Source organism: Rhodococcus sp. BE178 (genome assembly GCF_050433545.1).
Taxonomy (GTDB): Bacteria; Actinomycetota; Actinomycetes; order Mycobacteriales; family Mycobacteriaceae; genus Prescottella.
This window is the reverse complement of record NZ_JBNPXA010000001.1, coordinates 49,612-64,808: the sequence shown is the minus strand read 5'-3', so window position 1 is coordinate 64,808 and position 15,197 is coordinate 49,612. Positions and strand designations below refer to the sequence as shown.

Annotated in this window: 11 protein-coding genes; 8 read left to right on the top strand and 3 right to left on the bottom strand. The window is 69.9% G+C overall.

Going from position 1 to position 15,197, the window contains the following annotated elements:
* Positions 1 to 35 precede the first annotated feature (35 nt).
* Both J2X34_RS00310 and J2X34_RS00305 read left to right on the top strand, forming a co-directional pair.
* On the top strand, positions 36 to 605 hold the full coding sequence (locus J2X34_RS00310; protein ID WP_114718870.1) for a TetR/AcrR family transcriptional regulator: 570 nt from the start codon (positions 36 to 38) through the stop codon (positions 603 to 605).
* Between the two features lie 39 nt (positions 606 to 644).
* Positions 645 to 1,202, top strand: a complete 558-nt coding sequence (locus tag J2X34_RS00305) for an NADPH-dependent FMN reductase (RefSeq protein ID WP_114718871.1) — start codon at positions 645 to 647, stop codon at positions 1,200 to 1,202.
* 3 nt (positions 1,203 to 1,205) lie between these two features.
* Here J2X34_RS00305 and eccE read toward each other — a convergent pair whose 3' ends face one another.
* A complete protein-coding gene (gene eccE / locus J2X34_RS00300; protein WP_429515822.1) occupies positions 1,206 to 2,846 on the bottom strand; it encodes a type VII secretion protein EccE in 1,641 nt (546 codons plus the stop codon).
* A 112-nt stretch (positions 2,847 to 2,958) separates the two neighbouring features.
* Here eccE and eccB point away from each other — a divergent pair, with 112 nt between their 5' ends.
* On the top strand, positions 2,959 to 4,434 hold the full coding sequence (gene eccB, locus J2X34_RS00295) for a type VII secretion protein EccB (protein WP_114718873.1): 1,476 nt from the start codon (positions 2,959 to 2,961) through the stop codon (positions 4,432 to 4,434).
* 72 nt (positions 4,435 to 4,506) lie between these two features.
* On the opposite strand, the gene mycP is transcribed toward eccB, so the two are convergent.
* Both mycP and eccD read right to left on the bottom strand, forming a co-directional pair.
* Complete coding sequence (gene mycP / locus J2X34_RS00290) at positions 4,507 to 5,841, bottom strand: type VII secretion-associated serine protease mycosin (protein WP_429515821.1); 1,335 nt, start codon at positions 5,839 to 5,841, stop codon at positions 4,507 to 4,509.
* Between the two features lie 59 nt (positions 5,842 to 5,900).
* Positions 5,901 to 7,382 (bottom strand): type VII secretion integral membrane protein EccD, encoded by a 1,482-nt coding sequence (eccD, locus tag J2X34_RS00285; protein ID WP_429515819.1) that lies wholly within the window; start codon positions 7,380 to 7,382, stop codon positions 5,901 to 5,903.
* Between the two features lie 210 nt (positions 7,383 to 7,592).
* Here eccD and eccCa point away from each other — a divergent pair, with 210 nt between their 5' ends.
* The 5 genes from eccCa to rocD all read left to right on the top strand — a co-directional run bounded on the left by eccCa (position 7,593) and on the right by rocD (position 15,173).
* Complete coding sequence (eccCa, locus tag J2X34_RS00280) at positions 7,593 to 11,615, top strand: type VII secretion protein EccCa (RefSeq protein ID WP_429515817.1); 4,023 nt, start codon at positions 7,593 to 7,595, stop codon at positions 11,613 to 11,615.
* Complete coding sequence (locus J2X34_RS00275; protein ID WP_429515816.1) at positions 11,612 to 12,928, top strand: type VII secretion-associated protein; 1,317 nt, start codon at positions 11,612 to 11,614, stop codon at positions 12,926 to 12,928. Before eccCa ends, J2X34_RS00275 begins: the two co-directional genes overlap by 4 nt.
* Positions 12,929 to 13,113: 185 nt before the next feature.
* Positions 13,114 to 13,437: a WXG100 family type VII secretion target gene (locus J2X34_RS00270; RefSeq protein ID WP_254622616.1), complete on the top strand. Its 324-nt coding sequence runs from the start codon at positions 13,114 to 13,116 to the stop codon at positions 13,435 to 13,437.
* 47 nt (positions 13,438 to 13,484) lie between these two features.
* On the top strand, positions 13,485 to 13,775 hold the full coding sequence (locus J2X34_RS00265) for a WXG100 family type VII secretion target (RefSeq protein WP_114718877.1): 291 nt from the start codon (positions 13,485 to 13,487) through the stop codon (positions 13,773 to 13,775).
* A gap of 153 nt (positions 13,776 to 13,928) precedes the next feature.
* The gene (gene rocD, locus J2X34_RS00260) at positions 13,929 to 15,173 is read left to right on the top strand and encodes an ornithine--oxo-acid transaminase (RefSeq protein WP_429515814.1); all 1,245 of its coding nucleotides are present in this window, start codon (positions 13,929 to 13,931) and stop codon (positions 15,171 to 15,173) included.
* Positions 15,174 to 15,197 lie beyond the last annotated feature (24 nt).

The window sequence follows — 15,197 nt, the reverse complement described above, 5'->3', positions numbered from 1 at the left end:
AGTACTGAGATCGATACTGCAGTACTGTTTCGCGTATGGCAACCCCGGTGAAGATGACGGCGCGACGCCTCGCGCTGTTCGACGCGCTCGTGGATCTCATCCTCGTGGAGGGGTTCGCGCACCTCACGCTCGACGATCTCGCGGCACGCCTGCACTGCTCCAAGTCCACGTTGTATCGGCTTGCCGACAGCAAGGAACAGCTGGTGCGGGCGGCTACGGTGCACTTCTTCCGAGGCGCTACAGACCGGGTCGAGGCGAGCCTCGCCGGTGCAGTCGGTGCCCGCGAACGGATCCGGATGTACCTGGAGGCGGTGGGGGAACAGCTGCGGCCGGCGTCGGCGCGGTTCATGGAGGATCTCGCGGGTGACTCGGCGGCGCGCGAGGTGTACGAGCGCAACACGCGGTTCGCGGCGCGTCGGGTGCAGGAACTCATCACCGAGGGCGTCGCCGCCGCCGAACTTCGCGACGCGCACGCGGCGTTCGTCGGCGACATCGCGGCGGCCGCGATGGTGCGGATCCAGCAGCGTCAGGTGGCGGCCTCGACCGGCCTCGACGACGCCCAGGCCTACCAGGAGCTGGCGATCCTGCTGACCCGCGGACTCTGACCGCGCGCTCTAGGATCGGACCGGGAAGGGAGTGTGCCGATGACCGAACCGATCCGGCCGCTGCGACTGGAAGTGATCGTGGGCAGTGTCCGCGCCGGGCGGTTCGCGCCGGTGGTCGTGGACTGGTTCGTCGAGCGGGCCCGTGTGCGCGACGCCTTCGACACCTCCGTCCTCGATCTCGCAGATGCGGCTCTGCCCCAGGATCTTTCGCACACGTCCGACGTCGAGCGGTTCACCGAACGTATCGGGAACGCCGATGCGTTCGTGGTGGTGACGAGCGAGTACAACCACGGATACCCGGCGGCGCTCAAGACCGCGCTGGACACCGTCAAGTACGAGTGGCGGGCCAAACCGATCGGGTTCGTCGCGTACGGCGGAATGTCGGGCGGGCTGCGCGCAGTGGAGCAACTTCGTCAGGTCGTGGCCGAAGTGCACATGGTGTCGATCCGGGAGGCCGTCAGTTTTCACCAGGCCCGCAAACATTTCGACCCGGACGACGGCGCCGCGAACGATGCCGCCGAGCGGATGCTCACGCAGCTGGAGTGGTGGGCCGACGCCCTCCGGTCACAGCGCGAGCGGAGACCGTATCCGGGCTGACGTTCAACGGGCGGCGGCCAGTCCCGCGGGGGTGCGTCCGCGCCCGATGAATGCGGTCTCGGACGAGATCGTTACCAACGCCAGTTCGACGTGGCGGTCGCCGGTGGTCAGCACCACCCGATCGCCGGCCGCTCCCGGCTGCACGATCGTCAGGTGCGGGGCCGTCGACGGCCACTGCTGCGGATGGCTGTGGAGATGGATGGTCGTGACGCCGGCCCGCGTAGGCGGGGCCGGGACGCCGTCCACGATGATCGTGTCGAATCCCGTATCGGACCACGAGGATTCGGCCGCCGCGCGTAGTCGGGTCGGGGTTGCGACGGTACCGATCAGCGTCGCCCACGCGTGTGGGCGATCGGTGTGGACCAGGACGCGGGCGCCGGTCGCGACCGCCCGGAAGACCATTTGCTGAGCCAGATACAGCTCGCCGGCGATGTACACGTCGCCGACGCCGCGTCCGGTGACTCGGGCCGTCACCGCGTGCCCGTGTGCGTCGGAGCCCACGAGCTGGCCGCAGCCCGCGACGGGCAGTGCGAGTGCGTCGAGATCCGCCCGGTCGAACTCGGACATCGGCGTCAGGCCGTCGAGTTCGGGCGAGGACGTGGGTAGGTGCGACAACAGGGCGTCGCGGTGGCGACCCTGCATCGAGATCGTGCCGGGAATGCCGAGACGTTCCGGTGCGCTCCGTACCGTTCGCCGGAAGGCTGCGCCGGCCCGCACGGATCCCGGTCGGCCCGACGGGCGCAGGCGAACTGCCACGGTGGTCCCGAGACTCGGCGCCGCCCACACGGCGGTGAGCACCTCCCGTGAGAGATGTCCGGGATCGACTGCGTTGCCGACGTTGAACACCCCCGGCAACGGCACGTGGGACCAGTCCTGGTCCATCGCGACCGGATGGACACCGCGGCAGATGCGTGCCGCGGCCGACTCGATCTCGGACGCCGTCAGGATGCGTGAGCGGCACCCGGCGTCGGCGAGCGCCCGGACCACCCGACGTGCCGCGACGGCCACGGTGCGCGACGCACCCTCCTCGCCGCCGCCCCTGCGGGCGATCGATTCCACGTGGTCGGCCGCATCGAAGCGCAGGACGATCCACACGCTGCGCTGCGCGGCGGCGGGCAGTGGTCCGACGAGGCTGTCGTACACGTCGGCAGCCGGAGTGCCGGAGACCGCGCGACTGCCGTGGCTGACGATGTCGATTCCGCTCAGGCTGACGTCGTGCTGCTCGAGGCAGTCGGCGAGGGCCGAAACCGGAACGTGCTCGCCCGAATCGAACGCCTCGCGCGTGATCCGGGTCCAGCCCCGCTGCGGTGGGAGCAGTTCCACGACCGCCTGGACCTGGCCGTCGACCCAGTGCAACCCCACGGACTCGCCGGGCGAACGGAAGTCCGCGGAGTGCCCCGCGGCGGGCCGCCGGTTGCGCACGAAGAGCCACGCCGCCTCGGCCCAGGACAACGTCATGCGGCCACCGACCCGCACGAACATCATGGCGCCGGCGACGACGGCTGTGACGACCGCGGCCCACAGCGGCAGCCCGGCGAGCAGCGCGAGCAGGCACGCGACGGCCGCGAGAACCTGTGCGACGATCACGGTCGCCACCAGTACGGCGGGCGTGTGCCGACGGCGTCGGGCACGGAATTGGTCCACGGATCCTCCCCGATACCTGAACCAGACGGACCGAGTAGTCGACCGCCGAAGTGTGTTTTCACGCGAACTGTACTGTGTGGGTCCGTAGCGTGCGCCTCATGGGGGAGGGAACATGGCAGCACAGCCGACTACGCGATGGCAGGTCAGCGGGTATCGATTCCTGGTTCGTCGCATGGAACACGCGCTCGTCCGGCGGGACGTGCGCATGCTGCACGACCCGATGCGCTCGCAGTCGCGGGCGCTCGCGGTCGGTGTGGTCGTGGCGTGCCTCGGCCTTGCGGCGTGCGCGGCTCTCGCGCTGATCCGGCCGCAGGACAAGATCGGCGACGCCTCGATCGTCGTCGGAAAGAGTTCGGGTGCAATGTTTGTCGTCATGAACGGCACGCTGCACCCCGTGTTGAATCTGGCGTCGGCGCGGCTCGTGATCGGCGAGTCGGCCCGCCCGGTGATGATCAAGGAATCCGAGATCGACACGCGCCCTCGTGGTGCCCTCGTCGGGATTCCCGGGGCACCGTCCGCGCTACCCGACGGCGGCGGTGCCGACGGACAGTCCTGGACGGTGTGCGACACGGTGGCGCCGGGCGGAAGCCGTTCCGTCACAACCACGGTGGCTGTCGGCGAACCGACATGGAGTGAGCGCGCGGGTCGACTCGACACGGACGAGGCGCTGCTGGTATCCCACTCCGACGAGACGTTCCTGGTGTACGACGGCCGCCGCGCTCCGATCGACCTGAACGACCAGGCGGTGGCCCGGGCCCTGGGACTCGAAGGTGCGCGGCCACGCCCGGTCAGCCGGGGCATGCTCAACGCGATCCCCGAGGCGCTGCCGATCACGCCGCCCCACATCGAGGACGCTGGGAACACCCCGTCATTCGGAATGGCCGGACGGACAATAGGTTCCGTCGTCAAAGTCATGCGCGGCGACGACGCCCACTATTACGTGGTGTTGCGCGACGGTGTGCAGGAGATCAGCGCCGCGACCGCGTTCCTCATCCAGTTCTCCGACTCGCAGGGACAGTCGGAGATGGCCGCGGTCACGCCCGATGCCCTCGCCGACGTACCCACCGTGCACGGCCTCGACGTCTCGACCTTCCCGAGCGTCCCGCCGCGGCTCGTGGAGGCGGCCGACGACCCGGTCAGCTGCCTCACCTGGACTCCCCAGGGCGCCGCCGCGGGTGACGAGTCCGGCCGGGTCGACGCGGTGCTCACGGTCTCGGCCGGCCGCGCCCTGCCGATCCCGGACCAGGCGCGGACCGTCCGATTGGCACAGGCGGACGGGCCCGGTGACAACGCCGACGAGGTGTACGTGAGCCCCGGCAGTAGCGGATTCGTGCAGACGACCGGCCTCGAATCCGGCAGCTCCCGCAAGGGCGGCATGTTCTTCGTGGCGGACACCGGCGTCCGGTACGGCGTGAAGAACGCCGACGCGGCCAAGGCACTCGGCTTCGACACCCCGGGCGCCCCGGCGCCGTGGCGGATCGTCGAACTCCTCGCCCCCGGACCGACACTCGGCCGCGAGGAAGCCCTCGTCGCCCACGACGGCATCGCACCCGACAGCAACCCTGCACCGGTCGCGGCGGGGAACTGACCGGCGCCGCAGTTACTTGCGGTTACTTGCGCCGCCGGCGCAGGAATCTACTTGCGCCGCCGGCGCCGGAATCTACTTGCGCCGCCGGCGCAGTGGAAACGAGGCGAGTACGCCGAGCATCGCCACCGCGACGATCCCACCGGTCGCGGCCAGCGCCACCGTGCGCGGCCGCGTGTCCTCCTCGACCGGTTGCGGGGCCGCCACCGGGACCGAGACGGGTCCGCCGGCCGCGCCGCCGTCGAGCGGAAGATCGGCACTGACGGCGGCGGCCGGGTCGACGACGCCGTGCCCGACGAAGGGATTCCACCCCTCGGCCGGTGCGTGCGCGGTGGCCTCGATCCGCTCGATCACCTGCTGTGCGGTGAGCTGCGGGAAGCGGGCCCGGACGAGGGCGACGGTGGCCGAGACCAGTGGTGCGGCGAAACTCGTTCCGGCGAAGGGACTCTGCTGTCCCTGTGAGGTCAACCATGCGCTGGTCTGACCGCGCCCGTCCGGGCTGAGCGAGACGATGCCGGTACCGGGGGCCGCAATGTCCACCCAGGGCCCGCCGAGGCTGAAGCTCGATGCCGACCCGTCCGGATCCGCCGATCCGACGGTCAGCACATAGTCGTCGTACCACGCCGGGGTCGCGATGGTGGATACCGAATCCCACGGATCGGCGTTCGGATCGAGGGGGTCGGCCGGCGGGTTCTGGGCGGTGCACCCGCCGGATTGGTAGTTTCCGGCGGCCGCGACGACGACCGCGTTCTTCACGGTCGCCGCGTACTGGACCGCGGCGCCGAGGGATTGATCGCCGATGCCGTCCGCCGCCGAACGGCACGCCACTTCCGAGATGTTGATGACGGTCGCGCCCGCGTCCGCGGCCTCACGCACGGCCATCGCCATGGTCTGGGTGTTGCCGTAGCCACTCGAGTTCTGCACGTCGTTCGGGTCCTCGTTGCGGCGGACCTCAGAGAAGTTGGCGCTGGACTGGCGGATGGTGACGATCCGCGCGTCCGGTGCGCCTCCGGCGAAACCGGAGCCGGGAACGGGCGCGGCCGCGATCAGCCCGGCCACGATGGTGCCGTGGGCATCGCAGTCGCCGGCCCCGTCGCCGTTCGAGACGTAGTCGCCGCCCGCCGTCAGCTGTGGCAGCCGGGGGTGTCGTGACACTCCGGTGTCGATGACCGCGATCACCTGGCCGGCGCCGCGGGTCAGCGGCCACACCGACGCGAAGTCCATGGTGCGCTGCGGCAGCGGCACCTCGGGGCTCTCCTTCATCGGCAGTGCCGTCGCGCACGCGTTGCGCTGCTCGGTCGGTGCCAACGGTGCCGGTCGCGTACGCGCCGGCAGCTTGCCGGGATCGATCGGAGCCGGGACGGCGGCCCCGCCCACACCCGTGCCGATCGTCGCCGTCAGGGCAACCATCGCGGTCACCGCGGAGGCGCCCGACCACCGACGTCGTCGGCCCCGGTTCACGGCCGGGCTCACAGTCCCCGGACGGCGGCGAAGAGCCCGGACACCCAGCAGACCAGTGGGACAACGGTGGCGATCACGGCGTAGTCGACCAACTCGGCGACGCGCCGTTGGACGGGCGAGAAGTTCCGTTGTGGCGCGACGATTCCCAGGGCGAGGGCCGCGGTGACGACCATCACCGAGACGGCGAACAGTCCCAGCGCCGCGGCGGGGACGGCGAACGCCGTGCCGGCACACAGCAGGACGACGATCGCGCCGCCGCCGCCGACCAACGGCACCGCCTGCTCCGCGGAGGTGTAGGTCCGTCCGCGGAACATCAGCACGGTCGCCGCGGCCAGGGCCAGTCCGGTCCCCGGCCAGTAGATCCCGGACGCCGACGTCGGGACGGAGGCCAGCAGTGCACCGGACGCCGTGAGCAGGGTCATCGCGCAGACCAACCCGGTGAGGTAACGCCGCGCGCGGTCCGCTCGGGTGGCGACGGACTCGAACGACGGGACCTTGCGGGCATCGTCGGGGTCGTCCTCCGCCGGGTCGACCGACGTACCGGGGGCGGGCACCGGCGGCAGTGGGAGCTTGGCGAGCAGCATCGCCACCCGCGCCGCGAACACGAGACCGATCAGTGCGGCGCCGACGAGCATCGATCCGACCGCGCGCGGCGACTGGTCGGTCAGCGTCGCCACCAGCGCGGTGCCGGACCCGATCAGCGAGACCGTCGCGGCCGCGGTGAACACGCCGTACCCGACCCCCGCGGTGCGCAGAGCGAGTACCGCGGTGGCACCGACCATGACCAGCCCCAGGAGAACATGGGGCGCACCGCGGTCGCCGGGAACGAGCAGCGCACCGGCCGCGAATGCCGTCGGCAGCGCGGCGGTGCTCAGCGTCAGGGCCGCGGCCGTGTCACCGTAGACCCTGCTCACGACCGCCCCGGCGACCACGAACAGGACCATCGTCACCAGTGCACACACCGCGCCCACGAGGGATTCGGTGGCGCCGTCGGTCTGCAGCAGCGCGAACGACCCGGCGACCGTCGCGGCGATCGCGAGGGCGGACCCGGTCAGGCGTGCGATCCGCGGAGTCCAGGCGCGGGTGTGGCCGGTGTCGGCGACCGCCACGTTGTACATGATGTCGTCGAACAGCGGTGGGGGAGACCCGGCCTCGATGCTGTCGAACACGAGGAGTTCGCCGTCGAGCACCCCGTGCTCGCGCAGGCTCAGCGCCGGCGAGAGCGGTGGCTGCCCCAGTCGCGCGAGGGTCCACCGCGCCGGTTCCGTGCGTTCGCCGGCGACATCGAAGTCGTTTGCGGCACTGTGGCGATCGACGAGGTCGGCGATGCCCGGGATCAGCAGTTCGACGGGAACCGTGTTCGGGAGGGCGAGATCGATCTGTGTGTGCGGCGCCAGAATCGTCAGTCGACACAGGTCGGCCGCTCCCCGCGGCCGTGAACCGGTAGCTGCACCGGCCGAGTGCCCGGCATGCAGAACTGTCACGCTCATCCCCCCGGATTCCGCGGTCCGGATCCCCACCCGAACCGCTCGTTTCGAAACATCGGCACTGTACCGCTACTCGACGTCGGGCCTCTACCACGCGTTGTCGGCGCCGTACTGTAGCTTCACAGATCGCGAGTCCGGAGCCCGTGGGGGGTGACTCGGTCCGGTCGAATCGGCCGACCGCGCGAGGACTGGCATTTCACTGGGGGTGGAAGCATGGGCACCGCGCATTTCGTGCGGAAGGCACGTCGTGAGGCGCCGCGTACGCCGGGTGGCGAGGTGAGCCTGCAGACTCCGCCCGAGATCCCCCGGATCACCCCCGGCAACCTGGTGACGAAGCTGCTCCCGCTCGTGATGGTCGCCGCCATGGTGGGCATGGTGGCATTGATGTTCACGTCCGGGATGTCGGCGAATCCGATGTCGCTCCTGTTCCCCGTGATGATGATGGTGTCGATGCTCGGCATGCTCGCGGGATCCGGGCGCGGCGGGGGAGCGAAGGCGGCCGAGGCCAACGAGGAGCGCAAGGACTACCTGCGGTATCTCGATCAGCTTCGACGCGACGCCCTCGATACCGGGCGGCAACAGCGCAAGGCCCTCGAATGGAGCCATCCCGACCCGCAGGCGTTGTGGACGCTCTCGGGAACCGGCCGGATGTGGGAGCGCCGGATCACCGATCCCGACTACGGCCACGTGCGGGTGGGGCGGGGGAGTCAACGACTGGCGACACGGTTGATCCCACCGGAGACCGGTCCCGTCGAGGACCTCGAGCCGGTTTCGGCGGTGTCGCTGCGCCGGTTCGTCCGCGCGCACTCCGTGGTTCCGGAGCTGCCGACAGCGGTCTCGCTCCGCGGATTCGCGGCGATCTCGATCGACGGCGACCGGGACGACGCGCGAGGACTGGTCCGCGCGATGCTGCTCCAGCTGTGCACGTTCCACGGACCCGACCACCTGCAGATCGCGATCGTGTGCGGCCCGGACACCGCCCCGGAATGGGAGTGGGCGAAGTGGCTGCCCCACGCCCAGCATCCGGATTCGCTCGACGGGGTGGGTTCCGCTCGCATGGTCTACGGATCGGTGATCGAGCTGGAATCGGCCCTCGGCCCGCAGTTCTCGATGCGCGGACGATTCTCGCGGAGTGCGCCGCCGACCGCGGGGGTGCCGCAGATCGTCGTCGTGATCGACGGGGGAATCCTCGACGGCGACAGCGGTGCGGTCACCGACGGAGGCCTCGACTCGGTGACGCTGCTGGACCTCAGCGGCTACTGTCCCCGGCTCACCGCGACCCGCGGACTGCAGTTGGTGGCCGCAGACGGTTCCCTCGGTGCCCGCGGCGGGGCGGGGACCGAGACGTTTGCCGCGGTGGACACGCTCACCCCGCAGCAGGCACTGTCCGCGGCCCGTCGGCTGGCGCCGTACCGGATCGCGAGTCGGGCCGCGGCCGACGTCGGCGACGACGGTGGCGCTCCGGTCGCTGCGGGATGGAGCCATCTGCTCGGGCTCGGGGACATCGGGCAGTTCGACCCCGCCCGCGCGTGGGTGCCCAGGCAAGGCCGGGACCGGCTCCGGGTGCCCATCGGCGTCGGGGTGGACGGCAGCCCCGTCGAACTCGACCTCAAGGAGGCCGCCGAGAACGGCATGGGGCCGCACGGCCTGTGCATCGGCGCGACAGGGTCGGGCAAGTCGGAGTTCCTGCGGACGCTGGTTCTCGGGTTGCTCGCGACGCACTCGCCAGAGGCGCTCAATCTGGTCCTCGTCGACTTCAAGGGCGGCGCGACGTTCCTCGGGCTCGACGAGGCCCCACACGTCGCGGCGGTCATCACGAACCTCGCCGAGGAACTGGCGATGGTCGATCGGATGAAGGATGCGCTCGCGGGTGAGATGAACCGGCGACAGGAAGTGTTGCGGGCCGCGGGCAATTTCGCGAACGTCACCGACTACGAGAAGGCCCGCAGCGCCGGCGCAGACCTCGCGCCGCTGCCGGCCCTGTTCATCGTCGTCGACGAGTTCTCCGAGTTGCTCAGTCAGCAGCCCGAGTTCGCCGACCTGTTCGTCGCGATCGGGCGGCTCGGCCGATCGCTGCACATGCACCTGCTGTTGGCGAGTCAGCGGCTCGAGGAGGGCAAGCTGCGCGGCCTCGACAGCCACCTGTCGTACCGGATCGGTCTGAAGACGTTCTCGGCCAACGAGTCCCGGACAGTCCTCGGTGTGCCCGACGCCTACCACCTCCCGGCCTCGCCGGGCGCCGGGTATCTCAAGTGCGATTCGGCGGAGATCGTTCGGTTCGCCGCGTCCTACGTGTCGGGTCCGTACGAGTCCGAGCGCGTGCGCCGATCGGCGCACGCGGTGGCGTCCACGGCGGACCTGCGCCCGCGGGTGTTCACCGCCGCACCGGTCGCCGTGCCCGTCGTCGACGAACCGATCGTTCCGATCGAGCCCGACCCCGTGTGGGAGGGCGAGACCGATCCACGTTCGGTCCTCGAGGTTCTCGTCGACCGCATTCGCGGCCGCGGTCCGTCCGCACACGAGGTGTGGTTGCCGCCGCTGGACATCGCGCCCACCCTCGACCGGATCCTGCCGCCGTCCGCGCTGACCGACCCGGTCCCCGACGTCAGTTCGCTGCGCACACCGATCGGCGTGATCGATCGGCCGTTCGACCAGCGGCGGGATCTGCTGGTTGCCGACCTGTCCGGAGCGACCGGCAACGTCGCGGTGGTCGGCGGTCCGCAGTCCGGTAAGTCGACCCTGCTGCGGACCCTGATCATGTCGATGGCGGCGACGCACTCGCCGCGGCAGGTGCAGTTCTACTGCCTGGACTTCGGCGGTGGCACGCTCTCCGGTCTGGCGGGGCTCCCGCACGTCGGATCCGTCGCCAACCGGCTCGACGTCGATCTGGTCCGACGCACGGTCGCGGAGATGGCGACCCTCGTGCGTCAACGCGAACGCCGTTTCCGGGAACTCGGCATCGAGTCGATGGCGGAATTCCGGCGACTGCGTGGCTCGGCCGAGACCGGCGCGGCCGCAGTGGGCGCCGCGCAGGACCCGTTCGGGGACGTCTTCCTCGTCGTCGACGGATGGCCGAGTATCCGCCAGGACTTCGAGGCCCTCGAGGCGCAGATCAGTGCACTGGCCGGGCAGGGACTCTCGTTCGGCGTCCACGTCGTGCTCGCGACCCCGCGCTGGGCCGACATCCGCCCGGCCCTCAAGGACCAGCTCGGCACGAGAATCGAGCTGCGCCTGGGAGATCCGACCGACTCCGACGTCGGCCGCGCCAAGGCGATGCTGGTGCCCGCAGGCCGACCCGGTCGAGGTATCACCCGTGACGGCCTGCACCTGCTCACCGCCCTTCCCAGACTCGACGGCGCCTCCCGTAGTGACGATCTCGGCGCGGGCGTCGCGAATGCGGTCGCGCGGCTCGGCGTGCGCCCCGGTGCGGGCTCGGGTCCCGCTGCGCCGCGGGTGCGGATGCTGCCGGACCGGCTGTCCCGGGAGGATCTCCTCGCCGCCGCGGCCGGACGATGGCCGGAGGGCAGCGCGCGCAGCGGGGCGTGCCTGGCGGTACCGATCGGGATCGACGAGGCGGAACTCGCACCCGTGTACCTCGACTTCGCCGATCAACCGCACTTCCTGATGTTCGGTGACAGCGCGTGCGGCAAGACGACGTTGCTGCGCGGCATCTGTCTGGGCCTGATGGAGTCGAACACGTCGCAGCAGGCGAAGCTGATCATCGGCGACTACCGACGCACCATGCTCGGCGTAGTGGAGGGCGATCACCTCGCCGGATATGCCGCTTCGGCAACCACTTTCACGACCATGATGAATGATCTGGCAGGGATCCTGGCGAGCCGTATGCCTGGGCCCGATACTACGCAGCAGCAGCTCCGCGAACGGTCGTGGTGGTCGGGGCCCGAGATCTACGTCGTCGTCGACGACTACGATCTCGTCGCGACGTCCAGCGGCAATCCGCTGACGCCGCTCATCGACTACCTCGCACACGCGAAGGACCTCGGCCTGCACCTGATCATCGCTCGGCGGTCCGGCGGTGCGTCGCGCGCGCTGTACGAACCGGTGATCGCGAGGATGCGTGACCTGGTGCCGGCGGGCATGGTGATGAGTGGCAGCCGTGACGAGGGCAATCTCCTCGGTACCGTACGCCCGAGCGAGCAACCCCAGGGCCGAGGCACTTTCGTTGCGCGCAGCGGGACGTCGCTGATGCAGGTCGCCTGGCTTCCGCCGCTGTGACCGGCCCGGGTGCCGTCGTTCGTGTCCACCTCACGGACGGCGCCGTGTGGGTGGGATCCGCACGCGGGGCCGTCAGGGTCCCCGACGATTCGGTTCAGGGCGTCGTCGAGTGCATCGACGACGATTACATGTCGGTGGGTGGCCACACGGTCGCGACCGTGGACGTGGCGGCCGCCGCTATTCGACGAGCGTTCGAAGCCGCGCTCGGCGGAATGGGATTCGTCGCGACGGCCACCGTGTTCCATCCCTCGCACTGGGGAGCCACCCGGTGTGCGGTCCTGGAATCGGCGACCCGTCGGTCCGCCCACGAGGTGCAGATGCTTCCCCTCGCGTTCTCGGCGCCGTGTCCCGACGCCGTCCGACGATGGAGTGTCGTCGAGTGCGGCCCGTTGTCGACGACGGTCGTGCTGGTCGAGCGCGACGAGCGTGGTGAACCGAGGATCGTTGCCTGCGAGCTGCTGTCGGACATCGGGATTCTCGATCTGCTCGAGGACTCCGATCGGGTCCGCGCGATCGGCCACGCGGTCCGCGCGATCGGTGGGGACCGCGCGCCCGATGTGGTCCTGGTGATTGGTGCGGACGAACAGGCGGCGGTTGCCGAAACAGTCTGCACAGGAATCGAATCAGAGGTGTCGGCGGTGTCCGACGCGGTCCTGGTGTCGGTTCCGGTCACCGAACCAGGAAGCGTTGCACCCGGCCCCGCACCGGACGCCGTGGTGTGGCAGCAGGTGGCTTCGACGCCGTCGCCGGGGCGGCCCCGGCCGCACGGTTGGAGGGGACGACGCATCATCATCATCGTCGCCGCAGCGGTAGCGCTGGTACTGGGCCTCGGTGCCGGTGCGGCCGCGCTCTGGCAGGCGCGGGAGCCTGGGGCGTCCGCCTCGGCGGAATCCCTGCAGCGCTTCGAGGTCGGTCGGGTGAGTGTCGCGGTGCCGGATTCGTGGCGGGCGCGGGCGGGACAGCCGGGGCGGCTCGATCTGGTGCCCGACGGCGAGGCTGACCGCCGTGTCATCGTGATGCCCACCGAGTTGGCGGCGGGGTCCGATCTGGTGGCAGTGGCGCACTCTCTCGAGCAACGGATGGCCGAGCGCGGCCCGGACAGTCCGTTCTCGCAGTTCGTCTCCGAGATCGAGTTCGCCGGCCGCCCTGTCATCTCGTACCTGGAGTCGCCGGATGAACGAACCGGGGTGCGGTGGTACGTGCTCGTCGAGAACGACGCCCAGGTCAGTGTCGGCTGCCGGTTCCTCGACGGCGATTGGGACGCGGCCGCCGGGTCGTGCGAGCAGGCCGTCGGCGGTGTCACGGTCGGGTAGGCCTGAGAGGCGCCCCGCGAGAGTGAGGGTCACGGAAAAAGTTTCGGGACGAATGGAACCGAATCGGCGCACGCATGCGTCCAACCAGATGTAGGCGCGAACTGGCTGCGACGAGTCCCTGGGGGGATCGGTGGCCGGACGCGGAAGTGGGACAACGATGCCGAGCGCATCCGAAGGAGTTCGAAGTGGGCGGACAGGATCAGTTGAAGGCCACAACCGAGACGATGGAGGCCACCTCTCGTCGTGTCGGCGAGATGAAGGGCGACCTCGACGGATTGCTCGGACGCATTCGGGCCGAGGTCGACGGGATCCGTGGTAGCTGGGGTGGCGGCGCTGCGGGCGCGTTCCAGAACCTCATGGAGCAGTGGGACGGCAGCTCCAAGAAGCTCAATGATGCGCTGCAGTCGATCAGCGAGAACATCAAGGCGAACAGCGTGCAGTTCGATACGACGCAGCAGGATCACACCGCGGCGATCAACAACGTCGCGAGCAGCCTGAACATGTCTTGAGTATCTCGATCGCCTGAATTCGCAGACCTTTACCGACAGGAGCAGTCATGAGCACCCCCATCCATTATTCGTTCGGCGAGATCGAGGCGCTTCAGCAGCGGATCGACGGCCTTCAGAGTGAGATGAACGGGAAGCTGGAGGATCTCAAGAAGGCCGTCGCCCAGATGGTTGTGGACTGGGACGCCTCTTCATCCGACGCGTACCAGGAGCACCAGGCCAAGTGGGACGGCGCGGCGCTCGAGCTCAACCAGGTTCTCGACGCCGTCGGCCGTGTCGTCGGCCAGGGCAACTCGGACATGCGGGACGTGAACAACGCCGCCGCCAAGAGCTGGGCGTAGTCCGCTACGTCTGACGCGTGTGCCCCGACGGAAGGAGAGCCGTCGGGGCACACGCATGTTCAGGTGAGAACGATTGCCGCCGACGGCCGGTCGGCGGATACTGGCCTGACCCGAAAGCAGTGGCGCCTGGCGCCGGGCCGGGAGGCGGACCTTATGACGACGGGACATCACCTCGACGCCGAACTCGTGCCGGTGACGGCGGCGACGAGGGCGGAACTCGCCCGCGCCGACATGCACAGTGCTCACAACTACAGCCCGCTCCCGGTGGTCATCGAGTCCGGGTCCGGTGCGTGGGTCCGGGGCATCGACGGAGTCGACTACCTCGATGTCCTGGCCGGATACTCGGCGCTGAACTTCGGGCATGCGCACCCCGAACTGGTCGAGATCGCGCGTGAACAGATCGGTCGGCTCACCCTGACCAGTCGCGCGTTCCAGCATGACCGGTTCGCGCAGTTCTGCGCCGACGTCGCGCGGCTGTGCCGCAAGGATGCGGTCCTGCCGATGAACACGGGCGCCGAGGCGGTGGAGACCGCACTGAAACTGGCCCGCAAGTGGGGATACGACGTCAAGGGCGTGCCGCACGATCGCGCCGAGATCATCACCTGTTCGGGGAACTTCCACGGCCGCACGATCGGCGTCGTCGGGTTCTCGTCGGATCCGGATGCCAGGGACGGTTTCGGGCCATTCCCGCCGGGGTTCCCGTCCGTCGAGTACGGCAGTGTCGATGCGGTGGCGGACGCGATCACCGAGAACACCGTCGCCATACTCGTCGAGCCGATCCAGGGGGAGGCGGGCGTGCTGGTGCCGCCGGACGGATACCTGGCCGGTGTGCGTCGGCTGTGCGACGCCCGCGGCATCCTGATGCTCGCCGACGAGATCCAGAGCGGCCTGGGCCGGACGGGGGAGACGTTCGCGTGCGATCACGAGGGGGTTGTCCCTGACGTTTACATCCTCGGCAAGGCGCTCGGCGGTGGACTGGTCCCGGTGTCCGCGGTGGTCGCCGACCGCGACGTCATGGATGTCATCCACCCCGGTCAGCACGGCAGCACGTTCGGCGGGAACGCGCTCGCCTGCGCCGTGGGAAGCGGTGTCGTGCGGTTGCTCGAGACCGGTGACTACCAGCGGCGCAGCCGTGAGCTCGGGCGACATCTGCACGCGCTGCTCGCGGAGCTGCCGGGGGACTGCGTCGCCGAGGTCCGGGGCCGTGGCCTGTGGGCCGGCGTCCAGCTGGCGTCCGGGCAGCCGTCGGCACGGGTGATCTGCGAGCGGCTGCTGGCCCGGAGGGTGCTGGCGAAGGACGCACACGAGGGCACGATCCGGATCGCGCCGCCGCTCGTCATCTCGCGTGAGGACGTGACCTGGGCGGTCGAGAAGCTGGCCGACGCCCTCGCCGAGTAACGGCACTTTGACCCTGGTCGGTCC

Excerpts from the sequence above, each read along its gene's own strand:
- eccB (WP_114718873.1), top strand. The coding sequence starts at position 2,959 with ATGGCAGCACAGCCGACTACGCGATGGCAGGTCAGCGGGTATCGATTC.
- rocD (WP_429515814.1), top strand. The coding sequence starts at position 13,929 with ATGACGACGGGACATCACCTCGACGCCGAACTCGTGCCGGTGACGGCG.
- J2X34_RS00265 (WP_114718877.1), top strand. The coding sequence starts at position 13,485 with ATGAGCACCCCCATCCATTATTCGTTCGGCGAGATCGAGGCGCTTCAG.
- J2X34_RS00305 (WP_114718871.1), top strand. The coding sequence starts at position 645 with ATGACCGAACCGATCCGGCCGCTGCGACTGGAAGTGATCGTGGGCAGT.
- mycP (WP_429515821.1), bottom strand. The coding sequence starts at position 5,841 with ATGGTTGCCCTGACGGCGACGATCGGCACGGGTGTGGGCGGGGCCGCC.
- J2X34_RS00310 (WP_114718870.1), top strand. The coding sequence starts at position 36 with ATGGCAACCCCGGTGAAGATGACGGCGCGACGCCTCGCGCTGTTCGAC.
- eccD (WP_429515819.1), bottom strand. The coding sequence starts at position 7,382 with ATGAGCGTGACAGTTCTGCATGCCGGGCACTCGGCCGGTGCAGCTACC.
- eccCa (WP_429515817.1), top strand. The coding sequence starts at position 7,593 with ATGGGCACCGCGCATTTCGTGCGGAAGGCACGTCGTGAGGCGCCGCGT.